Genomic DNA, 14,254 nt, shown 5'->3' with positions numbered 1-14,254 from the left:
CGGGGGAGGCGGGGCGCGACGTGGCCTCTCGACGGTTGCTTGAAACGTCGAGGGGCCAGCTGTGGCCGGGTCTCAACCGTCGAGGGGCCACGAACCGGGCGGGTCAGGCGGGGCCGAGCTCGCGGTCGAGGCGGTGGATCTGGTTCTGGACGAGCGGCATGAGCGGCGACCCGGGGCCGAGGACGCGCGCCTGCGCCTGCCACATCTCGTAGTCGTCGGCCCCGGACGCCGAGCGCGTCCAGGCCGACATGAGGTCGGCCCGACCGCTCCCGATGACCGCGCGGCGAAGGTCGCCCTCGACGCTCGCGCGCAGGCGGACCACCCCCGGCGCCGTCGACCGCGGCAGGAGCGGCCCGCGGTAGGCGCGCATCGCGCTCGCGACGTCACCGGCCGCCAGGTGCGCCTCTACCCCGAGCCAGTCCCCGGAGAGCTCGGCGACGAGCCGGTACGGGCGTGATGCGAGCAGGTCCTCACCGAGCAGGCTGCGCAGCCGGCCCATCTCGACCCGGAGCGTCGAGGCGCTGCTGTCCTCCTCGTAGAGCAGGACGGCGAGCTCGTCGCCCGAGAGCCCGCGCGGCGCCGAGGCGAGCAGGAGCAGGATCTCGCTGTGGCGCGGACTGAGGCGGACGGTTCGGCGGTGGCCCCTGCCGTCGTCGACGGTGAGGAGGGTGTCGTTGCGGCCGAGCGACTCCATGAGCACCGAGAGCCCGCGCGCGGTCCCCTCGGGCTGGGCGCCCCGGCCGCTCACGAGCAGCTCGCGCGCCAGCTCGGACTCGGCCATCCGCGCGGCCGCCCGCACCATGGCCATGGTCTGCGGCACGACGATGTCGTCGCCACCGGTGATGTCGAGGACCCCGAGGACGGACTGGTCGGCCGGGTCGTGGATCGTCGTCGCCGCGCAGCTCCAGCGCTGGACGGAGTGCCGGAAGTGCTCGGCCCCGATGACGTTGACGGACTGGTCGAGGCGCAGGGCCATCCCCGGTGCGTTGGTGCCGGCGAGGCGCTCGTCCCAGTTGCTGCCCTCGACGAAGCCGATCGACTCGGCACGACGGAGCACGCTCGGCGTCCCACACACCCACAGCAGCTGGCCCGAGGCATCCGAGACGGCCATGACGGCGTCGCAGTCGCGCGCCGCCTGGCCGAGCACGTCGTCGAGCAACGGGAAGACGCGCGCCAAGGGGTGCGCCTCGCGGTGGTCGCGCAGCGCGTCCGCGGGCAGCGTGATCGGCGCGTCGACGGTGTCGACCTGGACGCCGGCCGCGGCGGACCGCAGCCACGAGTCGGCGACGTGGGCGCGGACCCCGCTGCTCTCGGACTCGGGGTGCGCGTCGACGGGCATGGGCCGATTGTGCACACACTCCGGCGCCGGGCGACAGGACTGCGCGCAATCCCACAACGTCGAGCGCGCCCGGCAGGTTGGACAGAAGGGGTGGTCAAGCAGCCGATTCAGGCGCACCATGAAGGAACCCGCGCAGGATCTTTGATGGAAGTCCGAGGAGCGACGATGTCTCGACGAGCCCCCTTCGTGCCCGACGGCGTGCCCGTGTTGTCCCGCGGCCGCCACCGCAGCTCGCGCAAGGGCGCGTGCTTCATGGAGATGGCCTCGTTCCTGGCCGGCGAGCGCTGGAGCGACCACCCGGAGTGCACCCACCCGGTGCTGGCGACCCTCGCGCGCTGCGTCAACGACATGCTCGACGAGACGCACCGCCAGCGTCTGGTCACGATGATCCCCGAGGTCGTCGGCCTCAACCCGGACGACCCGCGGGTCACGACGGCGCTCGTGCTGACGACGGCCCGGGCCGCGCTGCCCGTCGCCGCGGAGGAGCGGCAGAACGTCATGGCCCTCGCCATCCTCAACGCCGAGGGCATCCTCGCCGAGCAGGACGGTCGATCCCCCGGGCAGCTGTCCAAGGCCTCACGGGCCGCCCTCACCGCCGCGCCGGCGGCGGAGCGGTGGGCACGAATCCACCTGGCACGCATGGGCTTCAACACCGCAGCCGTCCGCCCGGCGAACGCCGCCAAGGTCGTCGCCCTGGCCGTGGACGGCATCGCCCGCGCCTGCGTCGACGACCCCGAGGAGCGCCTCGTCAAGCTCCTGCGCGACGGCATCGACGTCGTGGCCACCTTCGCACCCCTGGCGCCCGAGCCGGTGCCCGTCGCCTGGGCAGCCCCTCCGCCCACACCCGTCGCGACGGACCGCGCCCGACAGGTCGGGACGTACGCACGCTGACCACCTCGGTGGCATCCTGATCCGGCCCCGGCGTCCGACGCCGGGGCCGATCCGCGCCCCCGGCCCCCGGCCGCCGGCCGCCGACACCCGACCGCCGACACCCGACCGCGGCAGTCACCAGCCCTACTCCCGGGAGGACACAGCCGTGTATGCCGCTCACGAGCCCTACGAGACCGGCATCCTCCCCACCGACGACGGTCACGAGGTGCACTGGGAGCAGTCCGGCCGGCCCGACGGGACGCCGCTCCTCGTCGTGCACGGCGGTCCGGGGTCGGGGGCCTCGCCGTGGTGGACGCAGTTCTGCGACCCCGAGCGCTACCGCGTCGTGCTCGTCGACCAGCGCGGCGCCGGCCGAAGCCGACCGCACGCCGGTGACACGCGGGCCGCGTTGCAGCACAACACGACCGGCCACCTCATCGGCGACTTCGAGCGGCTCCGTGAGCACCTCGGCATCGAGTCCTGGGTCCTCTTGGGCGGGTCATGGGGCTCGACGCTCTCCCTCGCGTATGCCGTCGAGCACCCCGAGCGGGTCAGCGCGCTCGTGCTGTGGGCCGTGGTCACCACGCGCCGCCACGAGGTCGAGTGGCTGACCCACACGATGGGCGCGGTCTACCCCGCCGAGTTCGACGCCCTGCTCGCGTCGCTGCCCGCGGAGGCGGACCGGGCCAACGTGCCGCTGGCCGTGAACCGGCTGCTCCTCGACGACGACCCGCTCGTGGCCGACGCAGCCGCGCGCGCCTGGTGCGCGTGGGAGGACCGCATCGCGACCCTCTCGGGGCCGGTGCGGCCGAGCCCGCGGTACGCGGACCCGCGCTTCCGGCTGGGCTTCGCGAGGCTCGTCACGCACTACTTCGGTCACCACGCCTTCCTGCCGGACGACGCCATCACGGGCCGCCTCGACCGGATCGCGGGCGTCCCCGCCGTGCTCGTGCGCGGCCGGCTCGACATCGCCTCTCCCCTGCGGGTCGCCCACGAGCTGGCGCAGGCCCTGCCGCTCGCCGAGCTGCACGTGGTCGAGGACGACCTGCACGGACCGGGGAGCAAGGGCGAGCGCATCCTGGTCGCGGCCCTCGACCGCTTCGCCGGCCCCGTAGGGGCGCATCGGCCCTGACCCCCCCCGGCGCGCGGTCCGGCACCGCGCCGGACGGCATACGGCACATGGCAGTGGCCACGTCCGAGGTCGGACGTGGCCACTGGAGTCGTCGCGGTCACGCGACGGTCCGCTGCCGTCAGCGGGTCTCGCGGAAGTCGACGTGCTCGCGCGCGACGGGGTCGAACTTGCGCAGCACCAGGCGGTCGGGGTTACTGCGACGGTTCTTGCGCGTCACGTAGGCGTAGCCGGTGCCGGCGGTCGAACGCAGGGTGACGACGGGGCGCAGGTCGGTGCGCTTGGCCATGGGGGCTCCTTCGGTCTCGGGGTCACGAGTTTCCGCAACCGTAATGAGAACCATTCTCGACGGTGCTACATTCCCTCCACGGCCGAGTCAGTCCGGCCGGGGCACGCCAGAGGCCCCCGCATCCGACGCGGGGGCCTCTGGGCGGACGACGGGTCGGGTCAGGCGAGACCCGCGCTGGCGAGCCACGTCTTGGCGACCTCGTTGGTGTCCTTCTTGTCGACGACGACCTCCTTGACCATGTCGGCCAGCGACGTCGTGTCGAGCTTGGCCGAGACCGCGTTGAGGGCGGCCTTGACGCTGTCGGCCTTCTCGGACCGGACGAGCGGCACGACGTTGTCGGAGCCGAAGAGGCTCTGCGGGTCGTCGAGCACGACGAAGCCGTTGGCCGAGATCGACGGGTCGGTGCTGAAGATGTTGGCCGCCTTGACCTGGCCGTTCTTCAGGGCCTCGACCGTCGCCTGGCTCTGCAGCGGGCGGAACTCCTTGGGCGTGATGTTGTAGACCGACTTGAGGCCGACGAGGCCCTGCTGGCGGGTCTTGAACTCCGGCGGGGCGCCGATGGTGAGCTCGGCCTGGTGCGCGGCGAGGTCGGGGATCGCCTTGAGCGACCACTGGCTCGCGGTGTCCTTGGTGACGGCGAGGGAGTTCTTGTCCTCGGCCGCGGACTTGTCGAGCACCGTGAGGCCCTGCGGCACGACCTTCTGGAGGGCGGAGTAGACCTCGTCGGGCTGGGTGACCTTGGCGTTCTTGTCGTAGAAGTTGAGCAGCGAGCCGGTGTACTCGGCGAGGACGTCGACCTCGCCGCCGGTGATGGCCTTGAGGTAGGTCTCGCGGCTGCCGATGTTGAACTGGCGGGTGACCGTCATGCCCTTGGCCTCGAGCGCCTGGGCGTAGATCTCGCCGAGCAGGGCGGCCTCGGGGAAGTCGGCTGAGCCGATCTTGACCGAGCCGGCGGCGCCGGTCGATCCCCCGGTCGAGCCGGCTCCGGCGCTCGTGGCCGGGGCGAGCGGGTCGCTACCGCCCCCGCAGGCGGCGAGCGGCACGACGGCGGCGAGGAGCAGGCCCGCGGCCAGGAAGCGCGTGCGTGTCATGTTCGGTCCCTTTCGGATGGGGTGCCCGTGGTGGCGGTCGCCTGCACGGGGCCGGTGCTGCCGGAGCCCACGAGCGCGGCCTGCCGCGGGTCGGGGTCCGAGCTGTCTGCACCGTCGGAGTCTGGTTCGGGGTGGGGATCGGAGTTTCGTGCGCGTGAACGGGCAACACGCGCGGCCCGCCCGCTGATTCCCGGTGAGACGGCCCTCTTCTCGAGCAGGGCCAGGAGGCCGTCGGCGACGAGCGCGAGGGCGGCGACGAGGATCGACCCGCTGACCATCTGGACGTAGTCGCGCGAGGCGAGCCCGTCGATGAGGTAGCGGCCGAGACCTCCGAGGCTGACGGAGGCCGCGATGGTGGCGGTGGCGATGACCTGAAGGGTGGCGCTGCGCAGGCCGCTGAGGAAGAGCGGCAGCGCACACGGCGCCTCGACCTTGGTCAGCACCTGCCAACCCGTCATGCCCATCCCGCGGGCCGCGTCGCGCGCGGCGGGCTCGACGCTGTCGATGCCGGCATACGTGCCCGACAGCAGCGGTGGGATCGCGAGCAGCACGAGGACGGTGATGCTCGGGATGACGAAGGCGAGGTCGCTCTGGATGAGGGGCCCGACGAACATCGACACGGCGAAGAGCAGGCCGAGGGTCGGCACGGCGCGGGCGGCGTTGGCGCCGGTCACGAGCCAGCGCAGGCGCCCGGAGTGGCCCACCCAGGCGCCGAGCGGCACAGCGACGACGAGCGCGATGAGCAGCGTCAGCCCGGTGTAGAGCAGGTGCTCGAGCACGCGGTTGGGCACGCCGTCGGTGCCCTGCCAGTTGGCCGGGTCGGTGAACCAGCCCCAGATCGCCGAGAAGCTCATGCGGCCACCACCCTCGTCCAGGGTGTGAGGAAACGCGAGACGACCTGGATGACGAGGTCGAAGACGAGCGCGAGCAGCAGGCACGCGACGATGCCGACCCAGACCTCGGTCGGGAAGGAGCGCGCGTAGCCGTCGGTGAGGAAGTAGCCGAGCTGCGAGATGCCGATGAGCGAGGCGACGCTGACGATGCTGACGTTGCTCACCGCCGCGACGCGCAGGCCGGCCGCGATGACGGGCACCGCGAGCGGGAGGTCGACGGCGCGGAACCGGGCGAACGACCCGTAGCCCATGGCGATGGCGGCCTGACGCGTGGACCCGTCGACCGAGGAGAGGCCGTCGGCGACGGTGCGGGTCAGCAGCGCGACGGTGTAGACGGTCATGGCGACGATGACGTTGACGGGGTCGAGGATCTTCGTGCCGAGCAGCGGTGGCAGGAGGATGAAGAGCGCGAGCGACGGGATCGTGTAGAGCAGGCCCGTCGTCGTGAGGAGCACGGCGCGCAGCCTGGGCCGGCGCGCGGCGAGCCAGCCGAGCGGCAGGGCGATGACGAGGCCGAGCACGAGCGGCAGCCCGGCGAGCCAGGCGTGCTGGCCGGCGCGGAACATGATGTCGCCGATGTGGTCGAGGGCCCAGGTCACCGGGCGGTCGCCTCCTCGGCCGGGCGGTCGGCGGCCGAGGTCGTGGCACCGGTGCCGGCACCTGACGGGGCGGCGGCGCCCGACGAGGCGGCGTCGCGCCGGGCCTCGATCGCGGGGATCACCTCGGCGGCCCGGATGGTGCCGACGAGACGGCCGTCCGCGTCGGCCACGACGCCGCGTCCGCTGGGCGAGGACAGGGCCGCGTCGAGCAGCGCCCGCAGCGACCCGGTGGTCGAGGCCACGGTGCCGCCGCGGTGCAGCACGGAGCGCGTCACCTCGGACTCGACGGCGGCCGCACGGACCCAGCCGAGCGGCTCGCCCGCGTCGCCGACGCACAGCACCCAGGGCGTACCAATCGCACGGACCTCGTCGGCACCGGCCCCGAGACGCACCGTGGGCTCGTCGGTGAGCGAGAGCTCGGGAGCCGCGGCGAAGGAGAGGGCGCGGTAGCCGCGGTCGCGACCGACGAAGCCGGCGACGAAGTCGTCGACGGGGTCGGCGAGGAGCTTGGCCGGCGAGTCGAGCTGCGCGAGAACGCCGCCCACGCGCAGCACCGCCACCTGGTCGCCGAGCTTGACGGCCTCGTCGATGTCGTGGGTGACGAAGAGGATCGTCTTGCCGAGGTCGGACTGGAGGCGGAGGAACTCGTTCTGGAGCTGCTCGCGCACCACGGGGTCGACGGCCGAGAACGGCTCGTCCATGAGCATGACGGGAGGGTCTGCCGCAAGCGCCCGGGCCACGCCGACGCGCTGCTGCTGGCCGCCGGAGAGCTGGGCGGGGTAGCGCTTCGCCATGGCCGGGTCGAGGCCGACGCGCTCGATGAGCTCCATCGCGCGCGACCGCGCGGTGCGCTTGTCGGTGCCGAGCAGGCGCGGCACGGTGGCGACGTTGTCGAGGACGGTGCGGTGCGGGAACAGCCCGGCGTGCTGGATGACGTAGCCGATGCCGCGACGCAGCTCGGCGACGTCGAGCGAGGCCGTGTCGCGCCCATTGATGGAGATGGTGCCGGAGGTCGGCGTGATCATCCGGTTGACCATCCGCAGGGTCGTCGTCTTGCCACAGCCCGAGGGCCCGACCAGGACGGTGATCTTGCCGGTCGGGGCCTCGAGGGTCAGGTCGTCGACGGCGACCGACCCGGCTCCCCCGTCGGTGCCGGACGCATCGGCATAGCGCTTGGTCACGCCCTCGAAGCGGATCATGCTCCTCAACGTACCCGTCTGCGCCGACCGCACCTCGGACCTCGTCGAGGGTCAGATGTCGACCGTGACGCCCCCGGCGTGCACGACCCGGGCCACGACGGCCCCGATCGGTCCGGATCGCGGCTCGCCGGTGCCCCCCAGCTCGCGCGCGAAGCTGGCCTCGACGACCTCTCTGACGAGGGCGGTCCAGAGCCGGGCGCGCACGAGCATGGCGTGGTCGGCGCGGGCGACGCGGATCAGGGACGCGTCGAGACCGTCGGCCTGCATCTGCTCGACGGCGTGGCGAGTGCGGGCCAGCGAGCAGATGACGTCACGGTCGCCGTGGACGAGGACGGTGCGCCTGCCGGCGCCGGGGCGGGGGTCGCCCGGCTCGACCCAGGGCGCCAGCCCGACGACGAGCCGGACGTCGGGATCGTCACCGACGAACATCGCGACCCGTCCGCCCATCGAGTGACCGACGAGGGCGATCGGGACGCCGGGGTATGCCGCCCGCACCTGTTCAAGCGCCCACCTGGCGTCCTCGACGGGCATCGCGTCGCCGTTCCAGCCGCGGACGCGGAAACGGAGCCGGGCGACGGCCATCGGGCCGGGCACCTTCTTGAGGGCACGCGCGAACGGCACGAGGCGGGCGACGTTGTGCGACCACGGCCGGTTGGGCTCGTGCCCGTCGACGGCCCCACCGTGCATGACGAGGGCGACGACGGTCGCGTCCGTGGGCTGCGCGTCCCAGACGAGCGACGCGAGCGGGACCTCGTCTGCGGGAGCCGGCTCGGCGCTCACACCTGGCTGCGGTGGAAGTTGGCGAACGACCGGCTCGCGGTCGGACCGCGCTGGCCTTGGTAGTGCGAGCCGTACGCCGCTGAGCCGTAAGGGTTCCCGGCGGGCGAGCTGAGGCGGAAGAAGCAGAGCTGGCCGATCTTCATGCCCGGGTAGAGCATGATCGGCAGCGTCGCGACGTTGGACAGCTCGAGCGTGACGTGGCCGGAGAAGCCGGGGTCGACGAAGCCGGCGGTCGCGTGCGTGAGCAGACCGAGGCGGCCGAGCGAGCTCTTGCCCTCGACCCGCGCGGCGAGGTCGTCGGGCAGCGTGACGGTCTCGAGCGTCGATCCGAGGACGAACTCCCCCGGGTGCAGCACGAAGCGGTCCTCCTCCGGGCCGACCTCGACGAGACGCGTCAGGTCGGGCTGCTCCGCCGCCGGGTCGATGTAGGGGTACTTGTGGTTGTCGAAGAGCCGGAAGAACTTGTCCAGCCGGACGTCGACGCTCGACGGTTGGACCATCTGCGGGTCCCACGGGTCGAGCACGACCCGCTCGGCGGCGATCTCGGCCCGGATGTCCTTGTCGGAGAGCAGCACGGGACGAGGCTATAACGCCGGACCGGTTTCGCCCGGACTCTCCTGACCCGCGGACGCCCTACGTGGGCCGCGGGGCACCTATCGTCGCTTCATGGACCCCTCGGACACGGGCGCCCGACGCGCCTCCGACGCCCCGCTCGCCTCCGACGCCCTGCTCGCCCGCGAAGCCCCGGTCGCCGACGACGCCCTGCTCGCCGACTTCCACTCCGTCGTGCGGCGGATCCTCGAGGCGCTGCCGGCCGACGAGAGCGGCCAGCGGCTGTCCGAGGCCCTCCGGGAGCACCTGGGCGCCGAGCCGCACCTGCTCGCCGTCGTCTCGGCGCCCGTGCCACCCCACCGGCTCGTCGACGCGGACATCGCCCTGTCCGAGGTCTCGGCCGACGACCGGGACACCACGGTCATCGGGATCGCCGGCGACGCGCGCCACCACATGTCGCTCGGCGACCTCGTGCAGCGCTTCCACGGCCCGGGCATGTCGGTCGGGCAGGTCGACTACGACCGGATGCCGACCGGCCCCGGCAAGGACGACCAGAGGCAGGTCGTGACGTCCGGGATCCGCCTCTTCCACTTCGACGGCCACCCGGTCGCGGTCCGGCAGCAGGGCATGAACCGGCAGTTCGGGCGCGAGTCCGGGACCATCGAGGTCGTCGCGCAGGACCGGGACGTGTCCGACGCGCTCATGGCCCGCGTCCAGGAGCTGATGGACGAGCGGAGCGTCATCCGCGGACAGGTCGTGACGTTCGGCTCGGACCCCTACGGCCCCGGCATGGCCGGAGTCACCTTCATCGAGCGTCCGACCGTCGACGCGGCCGCCGTCGTGCTGCCGGACGGCGTCCTCGACCGCGTGGCGCACCATGTCATCGGGATGGGTGAGCACCGCGAGCGGCTCGTCGCGCACGGCCAGCACCTCAAGCGCGGCGTCCTGCTCTACGGCCCGCCCGGCACCGGCAAGACCCACACGGTGCGCTACCTCCTCTCGGCCACCCCGGGCACCACCGCGGTGCTGCTGAGCGGTGGCTCGCTCCGCTTCATCCACGACGCCGCGAAGGTCGCCCGCGCGCACCAGCCCGCGATCGTCGTCCTCGAGGACTGCGACCTCGTTGCCGAGGACCGGTCGTTCGCGCCGATGGGGGCGTCGCCGCTGCTCTTCGAGGTGCTCGACGCCCTCGACGGGCTCGACTCGGACTCGGACGTCGCCTTCGTGCTCACGACGAACCGCGTCGAGGACCTCGAGGTCGCCCTGTCGCAGCGGCCGGGCCGCGTCGACCTGGCTGCGGAGATCCCGCTGCCGGACGCCGAGGGACGGCGCGAGCTGCTCCGCCTCTACGGCGGACACCTCTTCGGCGCCGAGGCGATCTCGGCGGCGGCCGCCCGGGCCGAGGGCACGACGGCATCCTTCGCCAAGGAGCTCGTGCGCCGAGCCGTGCTCGCGGCGGCGGTCGCCGACGAGCCCCCGGCGGACGACCACCTCGGCGTCGCACTCGACGAGCTCCTGTCCGACGCGCAGGCGCTGACCCGCAGCCTCCTCGGTGTCGGGGCGCACGACGGCGCGGACGGCGACCTGCGAGGTATGCCGTCCGGCCGGCTGCCGCGGCCGAGCCGCTCGGTCGCGTCCTTCGGCTACTCCCCCGACGGCGGGGTCACCCACTCCGGCTGACCGCGGGACCCGGGCACACGGCATACGCCCTCGGGGGCTCCGTCAACCGGCGAAGGCGCGCACCGGCAGGCCCGGCACGGCGACGCGGACGCGGAAGACGGCGCCGGCCTGCGGCTCGGGGTCGTCGAGGTTCTCGCGGGACGTCGTGACGTAGAGGTCGCGCAGGTCGTCGCCGCCGAACGTGCACGCCGTCGTGAGGCGCACGGGGAGGACGACCTCGGCGAGCATCTCGCCCTCCGGCGAGTGGCAGCGGACCCGGCCCGCGCCGTTGAGGGCGACCCAGACGTTGCCGGCGCTGTCGACCGTGAGCCCGTCGGGGTGACCGACGTCGTGGGTGACGAAGGGGCGCCGTTCGGTGAGCTCGCCGTCGATGACCGTGAAGACGTCGGTGCGGCCGGTCGGGGTGTCGTCGTAGTAGGCGAGCCGGCCGTCGGGCGAGAGGTCGATGCCGTTGGAGATGGTCACGTCGGGCAGGAGCGTCGTGACGTGGCCCGTCGCGTCGACGCGGTAGAGCAGCGCGCTGCCGGGCACCCGGTCGTAGCCCATGGTCCCCGCCCAGAGGCGGCCCTCGCCGTCGACGCCACCCTCGTTCATCCGGACGGACGGGTCGTCCCAGAGGTCGAACCACGGGGTGGGTATGCCGTCCGGCTCGTCCGCGCGCGCCAGCCCGCGCTCGGTCGCGACGACCCACCCGCCCGTGGTGCGCGGCCGCACGAACGCGGCGACGTCGCCGACGTGCATCCGGTCGACGGACCCGTCGGGACGCAGGGTCAGGACGTCACCGGCGAGGAGGTCGACCCAGCGCAGGCCGCCCCACGTGGGCGACCAGACGGGACCCTCGCCGTGGTAGCAGAGGGCGTCGGTGACCTGCTCGAGCTCTCCCGTGACGACGGGGCCGGGACCGGGTGCAGCCGCCATCAGTCCCACCACACGCCGACGTAGTGGTGGCCCTGGGGGACGACGGGACCGTCGACGAGCCACTCGGCACTCGCGGCCGGACCACCGCTCGACTCGGTGTCTGCGTCGATCGTCATCGCGTCGACCTCCTCCGGCAGCAAGGTCGTGACGACGGCCACCCCACTCGCGTAGGGCCATTCGTCGTCGGGGAAGTCTTGGAACTCGAGGACGTCGAGCTCGACCCGGACGTCGTGGACCTCCGGGTGCTCGCGCAGCTCGAAGAGCACCCGGCGCACCGTGTCGAGCGGCATGTCCTCGGGACGGTTGGGTGCGATGCACCACTCGCAGTCGTTGCCCTCGAAGAACTGCTCGAGGGTGACGGCCACCTGGGCACTCGCTCCGCCGCGCTCGCGGACGTGGTCGACGAAGGCGGTCTGCTTGGCGAGATCCATGACGGTTTCGGCCCCTGGGGTCGCGTTCCTGGCACTGGCGCGGTGTCGGCTACACTGACGCCGCGTGCCGCCTTGCGGACCCTTCGCGGGGCACCTCCGGGCGGCCGTGCGAGCGTAGCTCAATGGTAGAGCGCCAGCTTCCCAAGCTGGATACGCGGGTTCGATTCCCGTCGCTCGCTCCACGCCACGAAGGATGCAGCAGCGCGAGGGCCCCGACCGTGTGCCGGTCCGGGCCCTCGTGCGTGCGCTCCGGCTAGCAGGTCGTCCACATGCAGACGAGCTGGGAGGGGGCTGCCGGGTCGGCGGAGACGGACCCGTGCCCCCAGATGTGGTCGCTCGAGGGGTCGACGCCGGCCTTGGTGACCCACATCGCGCCGACCCAGATGTCCGGCCCGTCCGGCGCGCCCCGGTTGTTCGTGGCGGGCTGCACCTCCCTGGCGGTCCTGAACCAGGCGTCGATGACGCTCATCCCGTCCCGCGTGTAGCGGGCGAGCTTGCGGCCCTCGTCGGTGTTGTCGAAGGTGATGGCGCCGTAGCCGAGCATCGTGTGCAGGCCGTCGAAGGCGCCGTCCCAGCGGCTCAGCACGTCGCCACCTCCGGGAGAGATGACGTCGTCCTGGAGCGGGCCGCACGCGGCGACGGCGAACCACTCGAGGTCGTTCTGGCCGTACAGGTCCCCGGGCGAGGCCGGGGCAGCGCCGACGGCGCTGGGTGTCAGGAGCACCGACTGCTTCTTGCCGGGCACGCAGAGCACCCAGCCGTTCTGGTTGGCGTGGCCGGTGTAGAAGACGAAGTCGGCGGCATCGACCCACGTGTCGTCGTCGGAGTGCCAGTCGGACTCCCAGGCGTTGAGGTCTCCCCAGTTGAAGTTCGTCTGCCAGCCGTCGGCCGAGAGCCCGTCGACGAAGCCCTGGGCGTTCGCCGGGCTCCCGTTGAGCGGCTGGCTCTGGTCGATCTGCTTGACCCAGCTCGTCCCGGCCTCGCTCGGGTTGAGCGCGCGCGCAGCACGCTCGGATCGCGGTGCCCGTCCTGCGGGCGCGCGGTCGGATCGCTCGGGCTGCACCTCGGCCTCGGGGAAGACCGGTCCGTGGTCGGTCGCCGCGACGAAGGTGTGGCGGGCGTGCACGGTCGAGCTGCCCTTGCCGCCGGCGTGCTCGACCTCGAAGTCGCTCGTGAAGACCCAGACCGGTGTGAGCAGCTCCTGGACGACATCGCCGGGAGCCATGTAGTAGGCGAGGTAGGCGCCGCGGCGGTCGACCTCGCCGAGGTCGCCGTCGGCGCCGAGCCGCGCGAAGGCCTCGTCCACGTCGAGGGCATCGACGACGTGCGGCTCCCCGATCGGGCGGAAGCCTCCGTTGGCGCCGATGAGCCGGCCGCCGTCGCCGAAGGTTAAGGTGAGCTTCCCGCCACCTCCGATGACCGGAAGGACCTTCGACTCCGAGTCGACCCCCGGATTGCGGATGCCGAGGACGAAGCGCGCCTGCACGTCGAGCTGACGGCTTCGACGGTCCGCCCGAGCGCGTCGACGCCCTCGGGCGGCGACATGGGTGGCCCCGGCGCCGAGCTCGACGAGTTCGACCAGGTCCCCCTGCGTCTGCCACAGGTCGTGACGCCGGATCAGCTCGCGGGCCCGGTCGTAGGCCTCCTCGGGCTTCGGCAGCGAGGGCCGCAGTGAGGGGTTCCAGAGCTGGGCGCGGTCCGCAGCGAAGAGGTCCCCCGAGGCGACGAACACCTCGAGGAGCAGGTTCTCGTCGGAGACAGAGAGTCGTTCACCATCCTCGGTGACCTCACCCTCGAGCTCGAAGAGGTCGGCTGCGAGAGCTGCGACGCGGCCGGGGTCGAGCTCGGGTCGACCCAGCTCGAAGACGGGTAGTGACATGGTCATGGGATCTCCCTGTTCCTTGCGTCAGGCGACGCACGGACAAGTGGTCCACGACCGGACCAGTGATACAGGTCGCAGTTCGCGACGTATCGCTCCGTCCCGGTCTGGATCGACTCCGACGCCGCAGGCGACGGCCGACACCGCAGCCGTCAGGGCATGCGGCCCGCCACCCAGCTCGTCGTCCAGATCCTCGAGAGCTGGACGCGTTGACCGGGCTTGGGCGAGTGCCAGACCTTGCCGTAGCCGGCGTAGATCCCGACGTGGTAGACGCGTCCTCCGGACAGGAAGAAGATCAGGTCTCCCTGCTGGAGGTTCGACTTGCTGATGCGGACGCTGGCGAGCCGCTGCGCGCTGGCCGTGCGCGGCACACCGACACCGAGGCGCGTGCGATAGGTGTAGTAGACGAGGCCGGAGCAGTCGAACGCCGACGGACCCGCGGCGCCGTACCGGTACGGGTCGCCCTGCTGTGCGGCGGCGATCTTCACCGCCGCCCTTCCTCGGACGGCTCGCGCGTAGGCGGAGACGTAGGCGACCGACCTGGCCTTGATGGTGACCGGACCCTGCGCTGAGCCTGTTGCCGCGTGGGGCGAGACCGACGATGT

15 protein-coding genes and 1 tRNA gene are annotated in these 14,254 nt (G+C 72.6%); 4 read left to right on the top strand and 12 right to left on the bottom strand.

From position 1 onward, the window contains the following. Positions 1-103 precede the first annotated feature (103 nt). Complete coding sequence (locus ASG96_RS00830; protein WP_057585985.1) at positions 104-1,339, bottom strand: GAF domain-containing protein; 1,236 nt, start codon at positions 1,337-1,339, stop codon at positions 104-106. A 165-nt stretch (positions 1,340-1,504) separates the two neighbouring features. Here ASG96_RS00830 and ASG96_RS00825 point away from each other — a divergent pair, with 165 nt between their 5' ends. Further along, complete coding sequence (locus tag ASG96_RS00825) at positions 1,505-2,230, top strand: hypothetical protein (RefSeq protein ID WP_056756038.1); 726 nt, start codon at positions 1,505-1,507, stop codon at positions 2,228-2,230. Positions 2,231-2,375: 145 nt separating this feature from the next. Continuing rightward, complete coding sequence (gene pip, locus ASG96_RS00820) at positions 2,376-3,341, top strand: prolyl aminopeptidase (protein WP_057585982.1); 966 nt, start codon at positions 2,376-2,378, stop codon at positions 3,339-3,341. 118 nt (positions 3,342-3,459) lie between these two features. Here pip and rpmG read toward each other — a convergent pair whose 3' ends face one another. The 7 genes from rpmG to dcd form a co-directional block, all read right to left on the bottom strand. After that, positions 3,460-3,627, bottom strand: a complete 168-nt coding sequence (gene rpmG, locus ASG96_RS00815; protein ID WP_057585977.1) for a 50S ribosomal protein L33 — start codon at positions 3,625-3,627, stop codon at positions 3,460-3,462. A 158-nt stretch (positions 3,628-3,785) separates the two neighbouring features. Further along, complete coding sequence (locus ASG96_RS00810; RefSeq protein WP_057585975.1) at positions 3,786-4,718, bottom strand: ABC transporter substrate-binding protein; 933 nt, start codon at positions 4,716-4,718, stop codon at positions 3,786-3,788. After that, a complete protein-coding gene (locus ASG96_RS00805) occupies positions 4,715-5,572 on the bottom strand; it encodes an ABC transporter permease (RefSeq protein ID WP_057585974.1) in 858 nt (285 codons plus the stop codon). The genes ASG96_RS00810 and ASG96_RS00805 overlap by 4 nt, the downstream gene beginning before the upstream one ends. Then, a complete protein-coding gene (locus ASG96_RS00800) occupies positions 5,569-6,210 on the bottom strand; it encodes an ABC transporter permease (protein WP_056756030.1) in 642 nt (213 codons plus the stop codon). Before ASG96_RS00800 ends, ASG96_RS00805 begins: the two co-directional genes overlap by 4 nt. Beyond that, the gene (locus ASG96_RS00795) at positions 6,207-7,409 is read right to left on the bottom strand and encodes an ABC transporter ATP-binding protein (protein WP_082588647.1); all 1,203 of its coding nucleotides are present in this window, start codon (positions 7,407-7,409) and stop codon (positions 6,207-6,209) included. Before ASG96_RS00795 ends, ASG96_RS00800 begins: the two co-directional genes overlap by 4 nt. Positions 7,410-7,460: 51 nt before the next feature. Further along, positions 7,461-8,189 carry a serine aminopeptidase domain-containing protein gene (locus tag ASG96_RS00790; protein ID WP_056756025.1) on the bottom strand — a complete coding sequence of 243 codons (729 nt, stop codon included), beginning with the start codon at positions 8,187-8,189 and terminating at the stop codon, positions 7,461-7,463. After that, entirely contained in the window at positions 8,186-8,764 is a 579-nt protein-coding gene (gene dcd / locus ASG96_RS00785; RefSeq protein WP_057585973.1) for a dCTP deaminase, read from the bottom strand. The genes ASG96_RS00790 and dcd overlap by 4 nt, the downstream gene beginning before the upstream one ends. Positions 8,765-8,855: 91 nt before the next feature. Between dcd and ASG96_RS00780 the strand changes: the two genes are divergently transcribed. Then, complete coding sequence (locus ASG96_RS00780) at positions 8,856-10,421, top strand: ATP-binding protein (protein WP_235509011.1); 1,566 nt, start codon at positions 8,856-8,858, stop codon at positions 10,419-10,421. Between the two features lie 42 nt (positions 10,422-10,463). Here the strand turns inward: ASG96_RS00780 and ASG96_RS00775 are convergent, their stop codons facing one another. Both ASG96_RS00775 and ASG96_RS00770 read right to left on the bottom strand, forming a co-directional pair. Continuing rightward, positions 10,464-11,339: an SMP-30/gluconolactonase/LRE family protein gene (locus ASG96_RS00775; protein ID WP_057585972.1), complete on the bottom strand. Its 876-nt coding sequence runs from the start codon at positions 11,337-11,339 to the stop codon at positions 10,464-10,466. Further along, a complete protein-coding gene (locus tag ASG96_RS00770; RefSeq protein WP_056756014.1) occupies positions 11,339-11,770 on the bottom strand; it encodes a hypothetical protein in 432 nt (143 codons plus the stop codon). The genes ASG96_RS00775 and ASG96_RS00770 overlap by 1 nt, the downstream gene beginning before the upstream one ends. Positions 11,771-11,878: 108 nt before the next feature. Between ASG96_RS00770 and ASG96_RS00765 the strand changes: the two genes are divergently transcribed. After that, positions 11,879-11,952: transfer RNA gene (locus tag ASG96_RS00765), tRNA-Gly, on the top strand. Positions 11,953-12,023: 71 nt separating this feature from the next. On the opposite strand, the gene ASG96_RS00760 is transcribed toward ASG96_RS00765, so the two are convergent. Both ASG96_RS00760 and ASG96_RS23930 read right to left on the bottom strand, forming a co-directional pair. Next, positions 12,024-13,655: a DUF6345 domain-containing protein gene (locus ASG96_RS00760; protein ID WP_057585971.1), complete on the bottom strand. Its 1,632-nt coding sequence runs from the start codon at positions 13,653-13,655 to the stop codon at positions 12,024-12,026. A gap of 146 nt (positions 13,656-13,801) precedes the next feature. Then, positions 13,802-14,137: a C40 family peptidase gene (locus ASG96_RS23930; RefSeq protein WP_235506570.1), complete on the bottom strand. Its 336-nt coding sequence runs from the start codon at positions 14,135-14,137 to the stop codon at positions 13,802-13,804. Between the last annotated feature and the right edge of the window lie 117 nt (positions 14,138-14,254).

Origin of the sequence: Terrabacter sp. Soil810 (assembly GCF_001429645.1) — a bacterium.
In the GTDB taxonomy this organism is placed as follows: domain Bacteria; phylum Actinomycetota; class Actinomycetes; order Actinomycetales; family Dermatophilaceae; genus Terrabacter.
The sequence above is the reverse complement of the archived record's forward strand: the minus strand, read 5'-3'. Positions and strand labels throughout refer to the sequence as shown.

Coding starts and splice junctions, on each gene's coding strand:
- ASG96_RS00825 (WP_056756038.1), top strand. CDS start 1,505: ATGTCTCGACGAGCCCCCTTCGTGCCCGACGGCGTGCCCGTGTTGTCC.
- ASG96_RS00830 (WP_057585985.1), bottom strand. CDS start 1,339: ATGCCCGTCGACGCGCACCCCGAGTCCGAGAGCAGCGGGGTCCGCGCC.
- ASG96_RS00810 (WP_057585975.1), bottom strand. CDS start 4,718: ATGACACGCACGCGCTTCCTGGCCGCGGGCCTGCTCCTCGCCGCCGTC.
- rpmG (WP_057585977.1), bottom strand. CDS start 3,627: ATGGCCAAGCGCACCGACCTGCGCCCCGTCGTCACCCTGCGTTCGACC.
- ASG96_RS00770 (WP_056756014.1), bottom strand. CDS start 11,770: ATGGATCTCGCCAAGCAGACCGCCTTCGTCGACCACGTCCGCGAGCGC.
- ASG96_RS00775 (WP_057585972.1), bottom strand. CDS start 11,339: ATGGCGGCTGCACCCGGTCCCGGCCCCGTCGTCACGGGAGAGCTCGAG.
- ASG96_RS00795 (WP_082588647.1), bottom strand. CDS start 7,409: ATGATCCGCTTCGAGGGCGTGACCAAGCGCTATGCCGATGCGTCCGGC.
- ASG96_RS00760 (WP_057585971.1), bottom strand. CDS start 13,655: ATGACCATGTCACTACCCGTCTTCGAGCTGGGTCGACCCGAGCTCGAC.
- ASG96_RS00805 (WP_057585974.1), bottom strand. CDS start 5,572: ATGAGCTTCTCGGCGATCTGGGGCTGGTTCACCGACCCGGCCAACTGG.
- ASG96_RS00780 (WP_235509011.1), top strand. CDS start 8,856: ATGGACCCCTCGGACACGGGCGCCCGACGCGCCTCCGACGCCCCGCTC.